Raw genomic sequence first — 16,659 nt, forward strand, 5'->3', positions numbered from 1 at the left:
GTCAAGTCTGCAGCCGAGGGCCGGAGCGAGGGTAGGGATGCGATCTGTGCTGGCCGCCGTCGGCCGCCTGAAGTCGGGTCCTATGCGCGACCTTTACCTGGAGTATGCAGGCCGTCTTGGGCGTGGGCCCCTGGGCCCGCTTGAATTGCGCGAGGTCGAGGAACGGCGCCCCCTGCCGTCCGGTGAGCGGATCGCCCGGGAAGGAGAGTTGTTGCGCGCGGCTCTGCCGGAAGGTTCGGTCCGTATCGCCTTGGATGAGCGAGGAAAGGCGCTGGACAGCGACGCCTTCGCCCGGCAGTTGGGCGGTTGGATAGACGACGGTCGCCGCGTCGTCGGCTTCTGGATCGGCGGCGCGGACGGACTGCATCCGGATCTGCGGGCGGAGGCGGACCTGTTGCTTTCCTTTGGGGCCATGACCTGGCCGCATTTGCTCGTGCGAAGCTTGTTAGCCGAGCAGCTCTACCGTGCCGAAACGATCTTGACCGGTCACCCCTACCATAGAGCTTGATCCGGCAATGCCTGCGTCCTCTTCTCGCCGTCAAGGGCCTGCCGCAATTCCGACGCAACTCTGCGGCAGGCTGTTTTTGACGTTGTGCTGCCTTCCCTGTCTGCTCCTTGCCCTCCTGTCGTTCGCTGGCGTGGGCTGGGCTCAGGAAACGGTGCAAGGTTCGGAGCCGCAGGTCGAGCGTCTGGAGGAGCTGCAGCGCGAGATCGAAGCGGGCGCGGCCGCCGAGATCGAGGCCCAGACCCGCGCGGCCTCTCTACAGGAGGAGATCGAGCGTTTGCGCCGCGACTCCATCGCCGCCGCATCGCGCGCCCAGGATCTGGAACGGCAGCTTTCGAACGTGGAAATCGCCGTTGCCTTTCGGCGCGCGGCCGAGTTGCGCCAGCGTGCGCGTCTCGCGGAACGCAACGTCCAACTCACGGTGACCTTGGCGGCGCTGCAGAGAATGGCACTGCAGCCCTCGGAAACCCTGCTGGCCTCGCCCGGCGGCGCTCTCGAAACGGCACGCACCGCTCTTCTGCTGTCCGCGACCGTTCCGGAGCTAGAGCGCCGCGCGGCTGAGGTACGACGCGACCTCGACCGCTTGGCAGCCTTGACGGACGCGACATCGGACGAACGGGATGACTTGGCCTTTACGCGCGCGGCCCTGACCCGGGAGCAAGCCGGTCTTGAGAGTTTGGCGGAGCAGAAGCTGATGCTGCAGCAGGAAGCCCAGGCTGCCGGCGCCCAGGCCGCTCAACGGGTTCAACGCCTAGCCGAGGAGGTCGAAGATCTCCAGGATTTGGTAGAGCGCTTGGCCGCCGAAGCAGAAGAGCGGCGCGTCCGGGAAACCGAGGCCGCTCTGACCGTCTTGCGCCGGGCCGAGGATCTCCGGCGCAGGCGACAAACCGCGCCTCTGGTCGAGCGTTTGCCTGAGCCGGCATCGCCTTCAGATGTCGCGGCCGACCCGAGTACCGAAGTCACCCCAAACGTCGAGTCTGCTCAAGCGAGCGACGCCACGCGAGAGGTCGACCCCGCCGCTGTTTCGTCTGAGACCCAGGCCGAACCTCTGGTCGCAAGCCTGCCGTCTTCGCCTCTGGTTCGACCCGGAAGCGTCCGGTCCTTTCCGTCTGTTCGCAGCAGCCTGCGCTTACCGGTGGCCGGTCACGTTGCCGTCAGTTTCGGTGAGGAGTTGGCCGGTGGCATCGACGCCCGTGCCAGAGGGATCTATATGGAGTCCAGGCCCCAGGCCCAGGTTGTAGCTCCGTTCGATGGGCAGGTGGCCTTCGCGGGTCCTTTCAGACGTTATGGGCTGTTGTTGATCATCGAGCACGACGGGCGATACCATAGTTTGCTGTCCGGGCTGGAGCGGATCGATGCCGTGGTCGGTCAATGGGTTCTGGCTGGGGAGCCGCTTGGTACGATGGGCGGTCAGGAGGGTGGCGTAGGGGCGCCACGTCTCTACTACGAGCTGCGGCGCGACAGCCAACCGATCAATCCCCTGCCGTGGTTGGCGATGGATGAAGAGAGAGCGAGAGGCTGATGCGCTTTGCGAAAACGGCTATTGCAGCTGCTGTTTGTGTCGGCGTGCTGTTGCCGGCGGGAGTCAACGCCCAGAATGGCGACGACGAGGAGATTTTCCGGCAGTTGAAAGTCTTCGCCGACGTCTTCGAGCGCGTCCGTGCGGAATATGTCGAGGAAGTCAGCGACGAAACGCTGATCGAGGCGGCCATCCAGGGCATGCTGAGCGATCTCGATCCGCATTCCAGCTTCCTGGATGCTGACAGTTTCAACGACATGCAAGTCCAGACCCGTGGCGAGTTCGGTGGACTCGGCATCGAAGTGACCATGGAGAACGGTTTGGTTCGGGTGGTCTCGCCGATCGACGATACGCCGGCTTTCCGAGCCGGCGTGGAGGCGGGCGATCTCATCACGCATCTGGACGGTGACCCCGTGATGGGCCTGGATCTTTCGGAGGCCGTCGACATGATGCGCGGCCCTGTCGGGACGTCGCTGACCATCACCCTGCGGCGCGGCGAAGAGGAACCCTTCGACGTGACGATCGAGCGCGATATCATCACCGTGCAGTCGGTTCGCTCCCGACTCGAAGGCAATATCGGTTATCTCCGGATCACGGCCTTCAACGAGCAGACCATGCCGGGCGTCGAAGAGGCCGTAGCTGGTTTTGCCGAGGAACTGGGGGACGACTTCGGGGGTGTCGTGCTGGATCTCCGCAACAATCCCGGCGGGCTTCTGGATCAGGCGGTGGCCGTATCCGACGCCTTTCTAGAGCGCGGAGAGATCGTCTCGACCCGTGGCCGCTACGAGGAGGATTCCAGCCGCTACAACGCGCGCTCTGGCGACCTGATGGAGGGACTCCCCATCGTCGTACTGATCAACGGGGGGTCCGCCTCGGCATCCGAGATCGTGGCGGGCGCGTTGCAGGATCATCGCCGCGCTATCGTCATGGGGACCAAGTCCTTCGGTAAGGGATCTGTGCAAACGGTCATGCCCCTGGGCGGTGCTGGAGCCATGCGTCTGACGACGGCGCGCTATTACACGCCAAGTGGCCGTTCCATTCAGGCCAAGGGCATCGATCCCGATATCCTCGTGGAGCGGGCTCGGCTGGAGACCATCGATGGGCCGGCCGGGCGCAGTGAAGCCGATCTGCGCGGAAGTCTTGAGGCCGAAGAAGCGCCTGACGAGGCCCCCGGCCCGCAGGCCGAGGACGATCCGCAAGACCAGGCCTTGGAAGACTACCAGTTGGCGCGGGCGCTCGATCTCCTGCGCGGTCTGGTTTTGTATAGCCAACGCGCCGTAAACTGATCCTCTAGAGCGCGATCCTGCTCTCTAGCGTCGCTCGCGGCGCACCGGGTGGATTGAAGCGGCACGTACCAGGTGGTTCGAGGACAGAAAGCAGGTAGCGGCGGCGGTCCGGTCGGGCCGGCCGGTCACGGCAGGTCTCGCCGCAGTATGGCTGGGCGAGCCCTGCTCTGCGCTTGGCTCCTGCTTGGACTTTCGGTCGCCACAGCGGCTGTATACGTCTTTCTACCCCAGATCGAAGCGCAGATTGCTGGTTTGACGGACAGCGAGCCGGCACCTGGAGGTTTGGCCGAAGTCGAGGTGGAGCCCAGTCCAGCGATACCGCCGATTACCGACGCGGTACCGGCGGAGGGTCAAGCGGAGCCGGAGTTCTCTGAGTCCGATCTGGAGTTGGCAGGTCCGCAGTCGGCGCCCTTGTCCGATCTCGATGCCGGATCCGAGACGGACACCTTGGCGATGCCCTCGCCCGCTCGGCCACCCGAAGATTTGGAGCAATCACCCGTTCCCGGGCCATCTGCCAGCCCGGAGCCGCCCGCCGAAGAGACTGGCACTTTGGCCAGCGAACAGCCGCTGGAGAACGAGACCAGCGACGCCCAGGTAACTCCACCACCGGCGGAGGAGCAAACTGCGGCCCTTCCGACCGTTCCGGAGGCCGCGCCGCCGCCCGCGCCAGCCCCGCCTGTGGTTCCGGCATGGCAGCGCTTCTCACGGCCCTTCAGCCCGCCGGAGGAGCGGCCGCTGATTGCAATTGTCATCACCGGCTTGGGATTGAACGGTCCGCGCACGCTGCAAGCCATCGAGCAGCTGCCACCGGAAATCTCGTTGTCCTTCTCGCCCTATGCCAAGCAGACCGAGGAGTTCATGCGCACGGCGCGGGCTTTCGGCCACGAGGTGCTGATCGACTTGCCCATGGAGCCGGCGACACGCGACGATCCCGGAACTTTGGCGCTCCTGACCGGCGCCGGGCCGGACGACAATCTAGAGCGACTGGATTTGGTGTTGAGCCGAGGGCGGGATTATGTCGGCGTGGTTGGGGCCCTCGGTTCCCGCTTCGTCGGCGATTCGCAGGCTCTGACGCCTGTGCTCAACGAAGTCGCCCGCAGGGGTCTGCTTTACGTCGACAATCGGCCGGTGGACACGCCGCACGCAGCGCGTCTTGCTAGGAGCCTCGGGCTGCCGGTGGCGATCAACGATCGTCGTCTCGATGCCAGAATGGCGGCCACGCCGGCCGTCGATGCCAGTCTGGCACAGGTCGAACGGATCGCGCGGGAACGCGGCACTGCCGTTGCCCTGGGCCAGCCCAATCCAACCACTTTGGCGTTCCTGGTGGACTGGGCGAGAAGCCTGCCTGGCAAGGGGCTTGCGCTTGCACCGGTGTCCGCGATCGCCAACAGCCAGCCTGTTCCTTAGAGCGCGACATGAGCAGCAACGACACAGTCTACGATCCCAATCCGCCGGAGCCACCGCCATCCCTGGAAGAGCTTGAGAAGCTACCGTTCCGCCTGGGGGTCGGGGCCGTCCTGTTCAATCGCGAGCGTAAGGTCTTCGCGGCTCAGCGGTCCGACATGATCAGCGCCGCCTGGCAGATGCCTCAGGGCGGGATCGACAAGGGCGAAGACCCCCAGGCTGCGGTGTTTCGCGAGTTGAAAGAGGAGACCGGCACAGCGAATGCGCGGCTGCTCGCGGAAAGCCGGGACTGGCTGAGCTACGACCTGCCTTTGGATCTCGTGCCCAAACTCTGGAAGGGCCGCTACCGCGGGCAGAAACAGAAGTGGTATGCCCTGGAGTTTCTCGGGCAGGACGACGAGATCGACATCTTCGGCCCCCATGCGGAGTTCAAGGCCTGGAAATGGGCTGACTTCGTCGATCTGCCGGCTTTGATCGTGCCCTTCAAACGCGACCTCTACCGTCGAGTTTTCGAGGAATTTCGACACCTGGCGTGATCGGCTTGAAGTCGACGGCCTAGGTTCAATCGCCGCAGATCCTCAGTGGAGTCACTGCTCTCTTCAGGCGGCGAGGGCTCCGCTGCGCATCAGGCGGCGATGGCGATGCTGCATGATGCGGTAGGCCAGCCCGGCGAACCAGGACACGGCCCGGCTCTGCGGGTTCAGACCGGCGGCCTTCCAGGTCATCGCGGTCGCCATCTCCACCCGTGGCAGCCTGTAGTAGCCGTAGGCGCGGCCCATATAGGCATTGGACCACTTGCGCAGGTCGTAGGGCTCTCCGGGCTCCGAATTGGCAGCCCAGAAGGCGCAGGCCAACTCGTCGTCCTCGGTCTCGTGCATCCGGCCGAGGGCGATCAGCAGTCGCCGGGACTTACCGATGTTCTCGGCTTCCAGATAGCGCCGCAGGAAGGAATAGAAGAGCTTGTAGTGGCGCAGCTCATCCGCCGCGATGCGCCTGCAGATGTCCTGCAGCAGCGGCTCCTCCGTCGTATCGCCGATCGAGCCGTAGAAACTGGAGGTGCCAACCTCGACGATGCAGCGGGCGACCAGCTCGCCGCACCGCGAACCGCGCACGGACTCCGTAGCGTTCAAGGGCAAGCGGAAGCCGTCGAGAAAACGTGTGAAGGCGCCATCGAAATCGAAGTCGGGATCCGCGAGCTTTGCCCAGCGTCCCAAAGCCTCGCCGTGCTGCACCTCTTCCCGCGCCCAGCGCTGGGCCTCCGTGCAGAAGGCGCTGTCTTCCGGGAAGACGTTGCACAGATAGGTGGCGTAGTCGCCGCCGTTGTACTCGACCAGGCTGGCGGCCTTGATGACCTTGAGAGTGTCCGCATCGACCTTGCTCGGATCGAAGCGGTCCCATGGCACATCGTCCAGCGTCCAGTGCTTGGCTGCCATATTTCCTTGTGCCCTCTGCTTCAGCTGGGTGCTGTGAACCTGCCCGGTTCCGAGTCCGGCGTTTACCTTGATGCAACTGCCGTATAGCGAGAACGGTTCCGCACGATCCCAATTTTGGTAGCGAGGTATCGCGCTGCAAGGTTTACGCACCGGAAGATGCGTAAAATCCCCGAATCAAGCAAGAGACACAGGTATTTACAGGAAACAAGGGTGGCTTGCGACTGCCAGTGTCGATCAGGGTTGCCGCAGTCCGTCAGGCTTCTTGAAGGGCCTGCAACATACCCTCGTAGCGAGAAATGCGCCGTTCCACGGATTTGCGTTCCGCCTCCGATGCCGCGTCCGACAGGTCTTCACGGGCATTGCGCAGTTGCTGCTCGACGGCGCCGCGATCGATCTCGCCGACCGGTACCGCCTGCTCGGCCAAAACGGTGCAACGTTCCGGAGTCACCTCCGCGAAGCCGCCGTCCACGAAGATGCGCTCGCTGATCTCGCGGCGGTTCTGGCGATAGACGGAGATCACGCCGGTACGCAGAGAGGAGATCAGCGGCGCGTGACGCGGCAAGACACCGAAATCGCCGTCCGCACCGGGCACGACAACCATCTCCACCGTTTCGGACAGCAGAAGCTTCTCCGGCGACACCAGTTCGAATTCTACCTGTTCAGCCGCCATTCGGCGCGCCCCCTACCCGTCGTTTCCGGAGCCTCAGGCCGCTTCGGCCGCCAGCTTCTTGGCCTTCTCGACAGCCTCTTCGATGGTGCCGACCATGTAGAAGGCGGCCTCGGGCAGGTGGTCGTACTCGCCGTCTACCAGGCCCTTGAAGCCCTTGATGGTATCCTCGAGCTTGACCTGGACGCCCGGCGTGCCGGTGAAGACCTCGGCCACGTCGAAGGGTTGTGACAGGAAGCGCTGGATCTTGCGCGCGCGGGCCACGGTCAGCTTGTCCTCTTCCGACAGCTCGTCCATGCCCAGGATCGCGATGATGTCCTGCAGAGACTTGTAACCCTGCAGGGTCTCCTGGACGCGGCGGGCGACGTTGTAGTGCTCCTCACCGACCACGCCGGGCTCCAGAATACGGCTGGTGGAGTCGAGCGGGTCGACAGCCGGATAGATCCCGAGTTCGGAGATCGCGCGGCTCAACACCGTCGTGGCATCCAAGTGAGAGAAGGACGTCGCGGGGGCCGGATCGGTCAAGTCGTCGGCCGGCACGTAGATCGCCTGCACCGAGGTGATCGAGCCCTTGGTGGTGGTGGTGATCCGTTCCTGCAGGGCGCCCATGTCGGTGGCCAGAGTCGGCTGGTAGCCCACCGCCGAGGGGATGCGGCCCAGCAGCGCCGAAACCTCCGAGCCCGCCTGCGTGAAGCGGAAGATGTTGTCGACGAAGAACAGGACGTCCTGACCTTCTTCGTCGCGGAAGTACTCGGCCAGCGTCAAGCCGGAGAGCGCCACGCGCGCACGCGCACCCGGCGGCTCGTTCATCTGACCGTAGACAAGCGCCACCTTGGAATTACCGCCCTCCAGGTCGATCACGCCGGCGTCCATCATCTCGTGATAGAGGTCGTTACCCTCACGGGTCCGCTCGCCGACACCGGCGAAGACCGAGTAGCCGCCGTGGGTCTTGGCGATATTGTTGATGAGCTCTTGAATCAGCACCGTCTTGCCAACGCCTGCGCCGCCGAACAGGCCGATCTTGCCGCCGCGCGAGTAGGGCGCCAGAAGGTCGACCACCTTGATGCCTGTCACCAGGATCTCGGCTGCCGTCGACTGCTCGGCAAAGCTGGGCGCGGACCGGTGGATCGGCGCGTTCTGTTTGGTTTCGACCGGACCGCGCTCGTCGATCGGCTCTCCGACCACGTTCAGGATACGACCGAGGGTCTCGGGGCCGACCGGCATGTTGATCGGGCCGCCGCTGTCCTGGACCTCTTTGCCGCGCACCAAGCCCTCGGTGCTGTCCATCGCGATCGTGCGAACCTGATTCTCGCCCAGATGCTGCGCCACCTCCAGCACCAGACGGGTACCGTTGTTATCGCACTCCAGCGCGTTCAGGATCGGCGGCAGATCGCCTTCGAACTGCACGTCCACCACCGGACCCATCACCTGGGTGATCGTGCCCACCAGATTCTTGGCCATCGAACTTCTGCTCCCTGGCATTTCGCCATTCCGGCGCCGACGCTGGCCGCCCTCGGCCCGCGCCCTCGCTCGCTCTTGGTTACATTGCTTCCTTGGCGGAGATGATCTCGATCAGCTCCGTGGTGATCGCCGCCTGACGCGTGCGGTTGTACTGCAAAGTCAGCTTGTTGATCATCTCGCCCGCGTTGCGGGTCGCGTTGTCCATCGCGGTCATGCGTGCGCCATGCTCGCTGGCGTTGTTCTCCAGGATGGCGCGGTAGATCTGGACCGAGAGATTGCGCGGCAGCAGATCGGCGAGGATCTGCTCCTCGCTCGGCTCATACTCGTAGACGGCACCGTCCGCCTGCAGCGGAGCGGGGGCCGTCTGCCCGTCTTCCTCGGCAGTGTCGTCCGCCGCGAAGGGAATGAGCTGCTGGCGCGTGACGATCTGATTGATCGCTGACTTGAAGCGCGCGTAGATCAGCGTGCAGACGTCGAACTCTTCTGCATCGAACATGCGGCGCAGCCTCTCGGCGATCTCGTCCGCCTTGTCGAAGCTGGGATAGGGCTTGTTTACATCCTCGATCGTCTCGACGATCAGGTTGCCATGGGTACGGCGCAGCTGGTCGCGGCCCTTGCGCCCGACGCACAGTACCTTGACGTCCTTGCCCTGGCCCTTCAGCTCGTCGATCAGCCGTTTCGACTCGCGGACGATCGAGGAGTTGAAACCGCCGCAAAGGCCGCGATCGGCCGTTGCGACAACGACCAAGTGAACCTGGTCCTTGCCGGTACCGGACAGGAGCTTCGGGCCCTGGCCCGCCATCACGCTGGAGGCGACGGAGCCGAGCATGCGGCCCATGCGCTCGGCATAGGGGCGCGCCGCTTCGGCCTGTTCCTGGGCGCGCCGCAGCTTGGCCGCCGCGACCATCTTCATGGCCGAGGTGATCTTCTGCGTCGACTTGACGCTTGAGATACGGTTGCGCAGGTCCTTGAGGCTGGCCATCGGGTCCGCTTCGCTTCTGATCCGCTACCTTTGTGGCGCCGTCGAGCTTCTGCCCGTCGGCTCAGTCGGCGGTGTAGGTTTTCGCGAAGCCTTCCAGGAAGGACTTCAGCTTGCTTTCGAGATCCTGAGTCAGGTCCTTCTGACTGCGGATGCCCTCTAGCAGATCCTGCTGTGTCGAACGCAGTTCGGCCAGCATCCGCTGTTCGAAATCGCCGACCTTGTTCACCGCCACCGTATCGAGGTAGCCGCGCGTACCGGCGTAGATCGAACAGACCTGCTCTTCCACCGGCAAGGGCTTGTACTGCGGCTGCTTGAGAAGCTGCGTGAGCCGCTGGCCACGCTGCAGCAAGCGCTGGGTCGAGGCGTCCAGGTCCGAGGCGAACTGAGCGAAGGCCTCCATCTCGCGGAACTGTGCCAGTTCCAGCTTCATGGTGCCGGCGACCTTCTTCATCGCCTTGATCTGGGCGGCGGAACCGACGCGGCTGACCGAGATACCGACGTTCAACGCCGGGCGGATGCCCTTATAGAAGAGGTTCGTCTCGAGGAAGATCTGACCGTCGGTGATCGAGATCACGTTGGTCGGAATGAAGGCCGAGACGTCACCGCCCTGGGTTTCGATGACCGGCAACGCGGTCAAGGAGCCGGCGCCGTTGTCCTCGTTCATCTTCGCCGCGCGCTCCAACAAACGGGAGTGCAGGTAGAAGACGTCGCCGGGGAAAGCCTCGCGGCCCGGCGGGCGGCGGAGCAGAAGCGACATCTGGCGGTAGGACACAGCCTGCTTCGACAGGTCGTCGTAGCAGATCACGGCGTGCATGCCGTTGTCGCGGAAGTACTCGCCCATGGTGCAGCCCGTATAGGGCGCCAGGAACTGCAGCGGTGCCGGGTCGGAGGCGGTAGCGGCGACGACGATGGAGTACTCCATCGCGCCGTTGTCCTCCAGGATCTTCACCAGCTTCGCTACCGAGGAGCGCTTCTGGCCGATCGCGACGTAGATGCAGTGAAGCTTGGTCTGCTCGTCGTCGGCCGCGTTGACGCTCTTCTGGTTGATGAAGGTGTCCAGCGCGATAGCGGTCTTGCCGGTTTGGCGGTCGCCGATGATCAGCTCGCGCTGGCCGCGGCCGATAGGGATCAGGGCGTCGATCGCCTTCAGGCCCGTCTGCATGGGCTCGTGCACCGACTTGCGCGGGATGATGCCCGGCGCCTTGACCTCGACGCGGCGGCGCTCGGCACCCTCGATCGGGCCCTTGCCGTCGATCGGATTGCCCAGGCCGTCGACAACGCGGCCCAGCAGACCCTTGCCCACCGGCACGTCGACGATATCGCCCGTGCGCTTGACCGTATCGCCTTCGCCGATGCCGCGGTCGTCGCCGAACAGCACCACACCGACGTTATCGTGCTCCAGGTTCAGGGCCATGCCCTTCACGCCGCCCGGAAACTCGACCATCTCGCCGGCCTGGATGTTGTCCAGACCGTAGATGCGCGCCACACCGTCACCAACCGAGAGAACCGTGCCGATCTCTGCGACATCGGCCTCGGCGCCGAAATTCTCGATCTGCTGTTTCAGGATCGAGGAGATTTCCGCGGCCCGGATGTCCATCAGCCAACCCCTTTCATCGCGAACTTGAGTCGTTCGAGCTTGCTCTTCAGGGACCCGTCCACCATGCGGCTGCCGACCTGAACGATCAGACCGCCGAGTAGCGAGGGATCTACCTGGGTGTCGATTTCAACCTTGCCGCCGACCTTCTTCTGAAGCGTCTCGGCGAGCTCGTTGCGCTGCGCGTCGGATAGCGCGCGTGCAGAAATTACCTTGGCCGTGACCTCGCCGCGCCGACGGCGCAGTTCAGAGATGAAGGCCTCGATCATGCGGGGAAGCGCGAAGAGGCGGCCGTTCTCGGCTACAACGCCGACGAAGCGGCGCACCAGATCGCTGGCACCGCCCTTCTCCAGCACCGCGGCTATGGCCTTGGCCTGCTGGTCCCGGCCGTAGACCGGGCTGCGGATCAAGCTGTGGAGATCACCGTTTTCCTGGATCAGCGACCGCAGGTTGGTTAGATCGCCGGCAACCGCGTCGAGTTGCTTGTTCTGATCGGCCAGTTCGTAGAGCGCGAGGGCATAACGCCCCGCCAGACCGCCTACGGTTTCATCTGTGCCTGCCAAGCCCGTTGGCTCCCCAAAAAACCAAGAACAGCCCCAAGAGCCGAAGATCGTAGCGCGAGTCCGCGCCCGTTCGTCCCCTGAGTTCGCGCCGAAAGGCGCGTCCCGAAATCTACGCTTACGCGAACCGCGCAGGTCGCCGCATTCGGCTGGATACCCCTGCATGACGGAACGATTGTCGGAACGAACCGTGCAGTGGAGGGCAACCGTGCTGCCGGTGCGCGAGGCGATCCCCGCAGCGAAAGCGAGGCGTAGGTATCACAGGCCTATGGAGGGTGCAAGCCGAGTCGGGCTGGCTTTTTGCACCGCACAGTGGGCTCCCCGACCTTGGCAGCAACACAGCGTTTTCGGGTGAAACTCGCACGCGTCCTGCGGGCTCTGCAGCGCTGCGTCACCAGAAGCTGTAGGGATCGACATCGACGGCGAGGCGAACGGCGTTCGGAAGCTCCAATCCGCCAACCCAATGGCGCAGGATCGTCTGCAGTGGCAGATCGCGACGGGCCTTGATCAGGAATCGTCTGCGGTGGCGGCCGCGCAGAACCGCCAAGGGAGCTTCGGCGGGGCCTAGCACGCGCAGGCCCGGCAGCGAGGGCGCGGAGCGCGCGAGCAGCCGAGCGCTCCGCTCGACCGTATCTTGATCGGGCGCCGAGAGGATGATGGCGGCCAGCCGGCCGAAGGGGGGCCAACCGCCGGCCTTGCGCTGCTCCGTCTCAAGGTTGACGAAGCGGTCACGGTCGCCGTCGGCGAGGGCCCGCATCACGGGGTGGTCCGGATCGTAAGTTTGAATCAGCACGCGCCCGGGTCGCTCGGCCCTGCCGGCCCGGCCCGCGACCTGATGCAATAGGTGGTAGGTTCGCTCGCCGGCGCGCAGATCGCCGCCTTTCAGGCCCAGATCGGCATCGATCACACCAACCAGAGTAAGCAGAGGGAAGTGGTGTCCCTTCGCCGCGAGTTGCGTGCCGATCACGATGTCTAGCTCGTGCGCCTGAATGCTGCGGATCAGTTCGGCGGCGTCGGCCGGACCCTGCAAGCTGTCGGATGACATGATGCGGGTCCGTGCCTCTGGAAAGCGCGCGGCTACCTCCTCGGCCAAGCGCTCGACACCCGGTCCGATGGGGGTCAGCGCCTCGACCTCGCCGCAGGCCGGGCAGCTCTCCGGAGCTCTCTGGCTATACCCGCAGTGATGACAGACGAGGCGGCCGAGAAAACGATGTTCGACCAGCCAGGCGGTACAGCTGGGACATTCGAAGCGATGGCCGCAAGCGCGGCAGAGCGTCAGCGGCGCATAGCCGCGGCGATTCAGGTAGAGCAGTGCTTGGGAGCCGGATTGCAGGGTCTCTTCCAGGGCTTTCAACAGGGGTGGCGAAAGCCAGGAGGTACCGATCTCAGGATCACGCTGGGGCGGATCCTGCCGCAGATCGATCAGCTCCACCTGCGGCAGGACTGCACCGCCGTGTCGGTTCGGAAGGCGCAGCTCGCTGTACTTGCCGCTCTCGACATTGACCGTCGTTTCCAGCGACGGCGTCGCGGATGCGAGAACGATGGGGAAGCTGTCGAGGTGCGCGCGCACCACGGCCATGTCGCGTGCATGGTAGATCACGCCGTCTTCCTGTTTGAAGGCAGCCTCGTGTTCCTCGTCGACAACAATCAACCCGAGCTCGGGATAGGGAAGAAAGAGCGCGGAGCGTGCGCCCACCACCACTCTTGCTTGTCCTTCCGCGACGGCCCGCCAAGTGAGTTGTCGTTGGCTGCTCTTGAGGTCGCTGTGCCACGCCACCGGTGGTGTGCCGAAGCGGGCGGCAAAGCGCTCCAGCCATTGCGCCGAGAGCGCGATCTCGGGCAGCAGAACCAACACCTGCCGCTCCGCGGCAAGCGCGGCGGCCACGGCCTCGAAGTAGACCTCGGTCTTGCCCGAGCCGGTCACTCCGTCCAGCAGGGTCACGGAAAAGCCGTCGTCGATCTTCGCTCTCAGGTCGCGTGCCGCGGCCTCCTGATCCGGCGAGAGCGTCGGTCCCTCCTGCCGCCAGTTCGGTACTGCGGTTGACAGACGCGGCGTGACCTCGACCTCGTCCAGAGCGCCGGCCTCGACCAGCCCCTTGACCACGCCGACGCCGACGCCGGCGGCTCTCGCGAGCTCCGCCTGGCTGCGTGCGAAACCGTCTTCGGCGGCAGTGAGGAGACGGCGCCTTGCGGACGTGAGCTTGAGGGATTCGGGGAGCGGTCGACCGGATTGGACGACGCGCCGTATCGGTTTCGGAGGTGCCAGCGCCCCTGGAGAGGACAAGCTCATCCGAAGAACCGCCCCGGGAGGGGCGAGACTGTAGCCCGCGACCCAGTCGATGAAGCGACGATGCGCCGTTGTCAGCGGCGGGAGATCCAGCTTTGCCGTGATCGGTTTCAGTTTTTCCGCCGGCAGCCCGTCCTCCTCTAGGGTGCCGTCCCAGACCACGCCGACGACTTCGCGGCGTCCAAGCGGTACCCTGACGAGATCGCCCGCCGCTAGCGCGAGATCCGCCGGAGCGCTGTAGCTGAAGGCGCCGCTGAGTGGCAGCGGCAAGAGGACGCGCAGGCGTTGCGGACATAAAAGGTCGCCGCTGCCCACCGAGGAGGTTGCAGGTAGGTATTGTTTTGCATCTTGGGCGCCGGTGGCGCGACGCTCAGCCATAAGCTAGACTCTAGGCATCCGATCGGAGTCCCTGCCAGTCGAGTGGAGGCGGCTCTAGACGAACCCCCCGAGGCGGGTCTATCTCCCGCACAAACGCCCCCGCAACAGCAGATGGCCTGCGGGAGGGGGCTGGATAAAGGACGAGAAAGACCGCCGCCATGAAGTTCTTCATCGATACTGCCGACGTCGCCGAGATCCGGGATCTTGCCGCCACAGGACTGGTGGACGGCATTACCACCAATCCCTCGCTGGTTGCCAAGACCGGGCGCAGTTTCCTGGAGGTGGTACAGGAGATTTGCGAGATCGTGCCAGGCCCGGTTTCGGCCGAGGTGACGGCCACCGACCATGAGACGATGTTGGCCGAGGGCCGCAAACTGGCGGCTCTGGCGTCGAACGTTTGCGTCAAGGTTCCCTTGACGCCCGACGGTCTCAAGACCTGCAAGGTTTTGAGCGATGAGGGAACCAAGGTCAACGTCACCCTCTGCTTCTCGGCTGGGCAGGCTCTTCTGGCCGCCAAGGCCGGTGCGAGCTTCATTTCGCCCTTCGTTGGCCGGCTCGACGACATCGGAGCCGACGGTATGGAACTGATCGCCGAGATCGTCGAGATCTATGAAGCCTACCCTCATATCGAGACGGAGGTGCTGGTTGCCAGTGTGCGCGGTCCCGCGCATGTGATCGAGGCGGCGAAGCTCGGCGCCGATGTGGCGACGCTTCCGCCGGCCGTTCTGCGCGGCCTTTACAAACACCCGCTGACCGACAAAGGGCTGGATGCTTTCCTTGCCGATTGGGCGAAGACCGGTCAGACGATCCTGAGCGATGAGGACGGGCATGGCGAACCGGCGCGACGCAGCGCCTGACAGTCCGGAGCGCTCTGCGCGCTCCGAGACCGAGGGAGTCGAGGGCACGCCTCGCCGCACGCTCGGCGAAGGCGAGGTGGCGGCCTATCTGCGCCGCCACCCCGATTTCCTGAAGCGCCATCCGGAACTGCTCGACGCCATGGATTCGCCGGTACGCGTGACCGGCGACGGGGTGGTCGACTTCCAGCAGGCAATGGTCGAGCGCCTGCGGCGCGAGGTCGGTCAGGCGCTTGAGGCGCGCGACGAGCTGATCTCGCTCAGCCGCGCCAACGCCCTTGCCCAGCAGCGGCTCCACCGGGGTCTGTTGGCTTTGCTGGCGGCGCGTTCCTTCGAACACCTGATCGAGACCCTGACCACGGATCTGCCGCTCGCGCTCGACGTCGATGTGGTGTCCCTCTGCGTTGAACCATCCGAGATGTCGCTCAGCCCGCCGAAGCGGCCCCTCGGCGTCTATCGTCTGGACCCGGGTACGGTTGAGGCGTTGCTCGGCAGCAGCCGACGCGTGCGATTGATCGGCGATGCGCCCGGTGACAAGCAGGTCTTCCCGACGACGGCGGCGCTCGTTCGCTCGGCCGCTCTGGTGCGGCTAAACATCGGTCCGACGACGCCGCCAGCCTTGATCGGGCTCGGTAGCCGCGAACCCGGGCACTTTGAAGAGGGCCAGGGCACCGAGCTGCTCGGCTTTCTCGGGCAGACCGTCGAGCATTTGGTCCGCGCATGGCTCGATCTGCCCGAGTAGCCAGTCGCGCGGCTTCGGCGACCGGCGGCGGCTTGATCGGCTTTCCCGGCGATGCCGCTGTGGAGGCCGCCGTCCGAGATTGGCGGGTGTGGTTGGTCGATGAGAAGCGGGCCTCGGCACATACCTGTTCCGCTTACGATACCGACCTTCTCGGTTTTCTCGCTTTCATGACCCCTCATCTAGGACAGCGGCCCGGTCTGGAGGATCTGCGCCGGCTAAGTCATGCGGATTTCCGCGCTTGGTTGGCGCGGCGAACGCTCGACGGATTGGCCCGCAGTTCGACGGCCCGGGCTCTTGCGGCGGTGCGGAGCTTCTATAGGTGGGGCGGGCGGACCGGCCGGCTGGAGAACAGCGCGATCGCCAACCTGCGGGGGCCGAAGCTGCCGCAGAGTTTGCCCAAGGCCTTGACCAAGAGCGAAGCGCGGGCTGCCGTCGAGTCCGTCAATGAACTGCACGAGCAAGACTGGCAGGGTTTACGGGATACGGCGATCCTGCTGCTGCTCTATGGGGCCGGCCTTCGCATTGGAGAGGCCTTGGCGCTCTGCGCCGGCGAAGCTCCGGTCCCAGGTCAGGACACTCTGCGTGTCGTTGGCAAAGGACAGAAGGAACGTATCGTTCCCCTGCTGCCGGCGATCCCCGAGGCCATTGGCGCCTATCGGGCCGCCTGTCCTCACTCCCTGCCGGCCGAGGAGCCTTTGTTCCGCGCCCAGAGGGGCAAGCCGCTCTCGGCTCGGCAGGTGCAGCTCTCATTACAGCGTCTGCGCGCCCTCCTCGATCTGCCCGAGACGGCGACGCCGCATGCCCTCCGCCATTCCTTCGCCACGCATCTGCTGGGGGCCGGCGGCGATCTGCGGTCGATCCAGGAACTCCTGGGCCATGCCAGTCTCTCGACGACCCAACGCTATACCGCTGTGGACAGCGCGCGCTTGCTGGACATCTACGACCGCGCTCACCCGCGGGCGCGCGTTTAGTCCTCATAGCGGTAGA

15 protein-coding genes are annotated in these 16,659 nt (G+C 64.9%); 8 read left to right on the plus strand and 7 right to left on the minus strand.

The genetic code is table 11. The features are described 5' to 3' along the window. The first annotated feature begins 37 nt into the window (after positions 1 to 37). The 5 genes from rlmH (at position 38) to ACO054_RS19020 (ending at position 5,250) form a co-directional block, all read left to right on the plus strand. Entirely contained in the window at positions 38 to 508 is a 471-nt protein-coding gene (rlmH, locus tag ACO054_RS19000; RefSeq protein ID WP_421708156.1) for a 23S rRNA (pseudouridine(1915)-N(3))-methyltransferase RlmH, read from the plus strand. A gap of 151 nt (positions 509 to 659) precedes the next feature. Next, positions 660 to 2,027, plus strand: a complete 1,368-nt coding sequence (locus ACO054_RS19005) for a murein hydrolase activator EnvC family protein (RefSeq protein ID WP_421708157.1) — start codon at positions 660 to 662, stop codon at positions 2,025 to 2,027. Continuing rightward, on the plus strand, positions 2,027 to 3,310 hold the full coding sequence (locus tag ACO054_RS19010) for a S41 family peptidase (RefSeq protein WP_421708158.1): 1,284 nt from the start codon (positions 2,027 to 2,029) through the stop codon (positions 3,308 to 3,310). Before ACO054_RS19005 ends, ACO054_RS19010 begins: the two co-directional genes overlap by 1 nt. 147 nt (positions 3,311 to 3,457) lie before the next feature. After that, entirely contained in the window at positions 3,458 to 4,717 is a 1,260-nt protein-coding gene (locus ACO054_RS19015; RefSeq protein ID WP_421708159.1) for a divergent polysaccharide deacetylase family protein, read from the plus strand. Positions 4,718 to 4,725: 8 nt separating this feature from the next. Next, the gene (locus ACO054_RS19020) at positions 4,726 to 5,250 is read left to right on the plus strand and encodes an RNA pyrophosphohydrolase (protein ID WP_421708160.1); all 525 of its coding nucleotides are present in this window, start codon (positions 4,726 to 4,728) and stop codon (positions 5,248 to 5,250) included. A 63-nt stretch (positions 5,251 to 5,313) separates the two neighbouring features. Here the strand turns inward: ACO054_RS19020 and ACO054_RS19025 are convergent, their stop codons facing one another. The 7 genes from ACO054_RS19025 to ACO054_RS19055 form a co-directional block, all read right to left on the minus strand. Next, on the minus strand, positions 5,314 to 6,147 hold the full coding sequence (locus tag ACO054_RS19025; protein ID WP_421708161.1) for a ferritin-like domain-containing protein: 834 nt from the start codon (positions 6,145 to 6,147) through the stop codon (positions 5,314 to 5,316). 253 nt (positions 6,148 to 6,400) lie between these two features. After that, positions 6,401 to 6,817, minus strand: a complete 417-nt coding sequence (locus ACO054_RS19030) for a F0F1 ATP synthase subunit epsilon (RefSeq protein WP_421708162.1) — start codon at positions 6,815 to 6,817, stop codon at positions 6,401 to 6,403. A 33-nt stretch (positions 6,818 to 6,850) separates the two neighbouring features. Further along, positions 6,851 to 8,275 (minus strand): F0F1 ATP synthase subunit beta, encoded by a 1,425-nt coding sequence (atpD, locus tag ACO054_RS19035; RefSeq protein WP_421708163.1) that lies wholly within the window; start codon positions 8,273 to 8,275, stop codon positions 6,851 to 6,853. 79 nt (positions 8,276 to 8,354) lie between these two features. Further along, positions 8,355 to 9,257, minus strand: coding sequence for a F0F1 ATP synthase subunit gamma (locus ACO054_RS19040; RefSeq protein WP_421708164.1), 903 nt, complete (start codon positions 9,255 to 9,257; stop codon positions 8,355 to 8,357). Positions 9,258 to 9,318: 61 nt separating this feature from the next. Continuing rightward, entirely contained in the window at positions 9,319 to 10,854 is a 1,536-nt protein-coding gene (gene atpA, locus ACO054_RS19045) for a F0F1 ATP synthase subunit alpha (RefSeq protein WP_421708165.1), read from the minus strand. After that, positions 10,854 to 11,414 (minus strand): F0F1 ATP synthase subunit delta, encoded by a 561-nt coding sequence (locus ACO054_RS19050; RefSeq protein WP_421708166.1) that lies wholly within the window; start codon positions 11,412 to 11,414, stop codon positions 10,854 to 10,856. The genes atpA and ACO054_RS19050 overlap by 1 nt, the downstream gene beginning before the upstream one ends. Positions 11,415 to 11,802: 388 nt before the next feature. Next, on the minus strand, positions 11,803 to 14,076 hold the full coding sequence (locus tag ACO054_RS19055; RefSeq protein ID WP_421708167.1) for a primosomal protein N': 2,274 nt from the start codon (positions 14,074 to 14,076) through the stop codon (positions 11,803 to 11,805). 158 nt (positions 14,077 to 14,234) lie between these two features. Between ACO054_RS19055 and fsa the strand changes: the two genes are divergently transcribed. The 3 genes from fsa to ACO054_RS19070 are packed head-to-tail and all read left to right on the plus strand — an operon-like array spanning position 14,235 to position 16,643. Continuing rightward, positions 14,235 to 14,933, plus strand: a complete 699-nt coding sequence (gene fsa, locus ACO054_RS19060) for a fructose-6-phosphate aldolase (RefSeq protein WP_421708168.1) — start codon at positions 14,235 to 14,237, stop codon at positions 14,931 to 14,933. Beyond that, complete coding sequence (locus tag ACO054_RS19065; protein ID WP_421708169.1) at positions 14,905 to 15,672, plus strand: DUF484 family protein; 768 nt, start codon at positions 14,905 to 14,907, stop codon at positions 15,670 to 15,672. The genes fsa and ACO054_RS19065 overlap by 29 nt, the downstream gene beginning before the upstream one ends. Then, a complete protein-coding gene (locus tag ACO054_RS19070; protein ID WP_421708170.1) occupies positions 15,651 to 16,643 on the plus strand; it encodes a tyrosine recombinase XerC in 993 nt (330 codons plus the stop codon). The genes ACO054_RS19065 and ACO054_RS19070 overlap by 22 nt, the downstream gene beginning before the upstream one ends. The last annotated feature ends 16 nt before the right edge of the window (positions 16,644 to 16,659 follow it).

Origin of the sequence: Algihabitans sp. (assembly GCF_965226985.1) — a bacterium.
In the GTDB taxonomy this organism is placed as follows: Bacteria; Pseudomonadota; Alphaproteobacteria; order Kiloniellales; family DSM-21159; genus Algihabitans.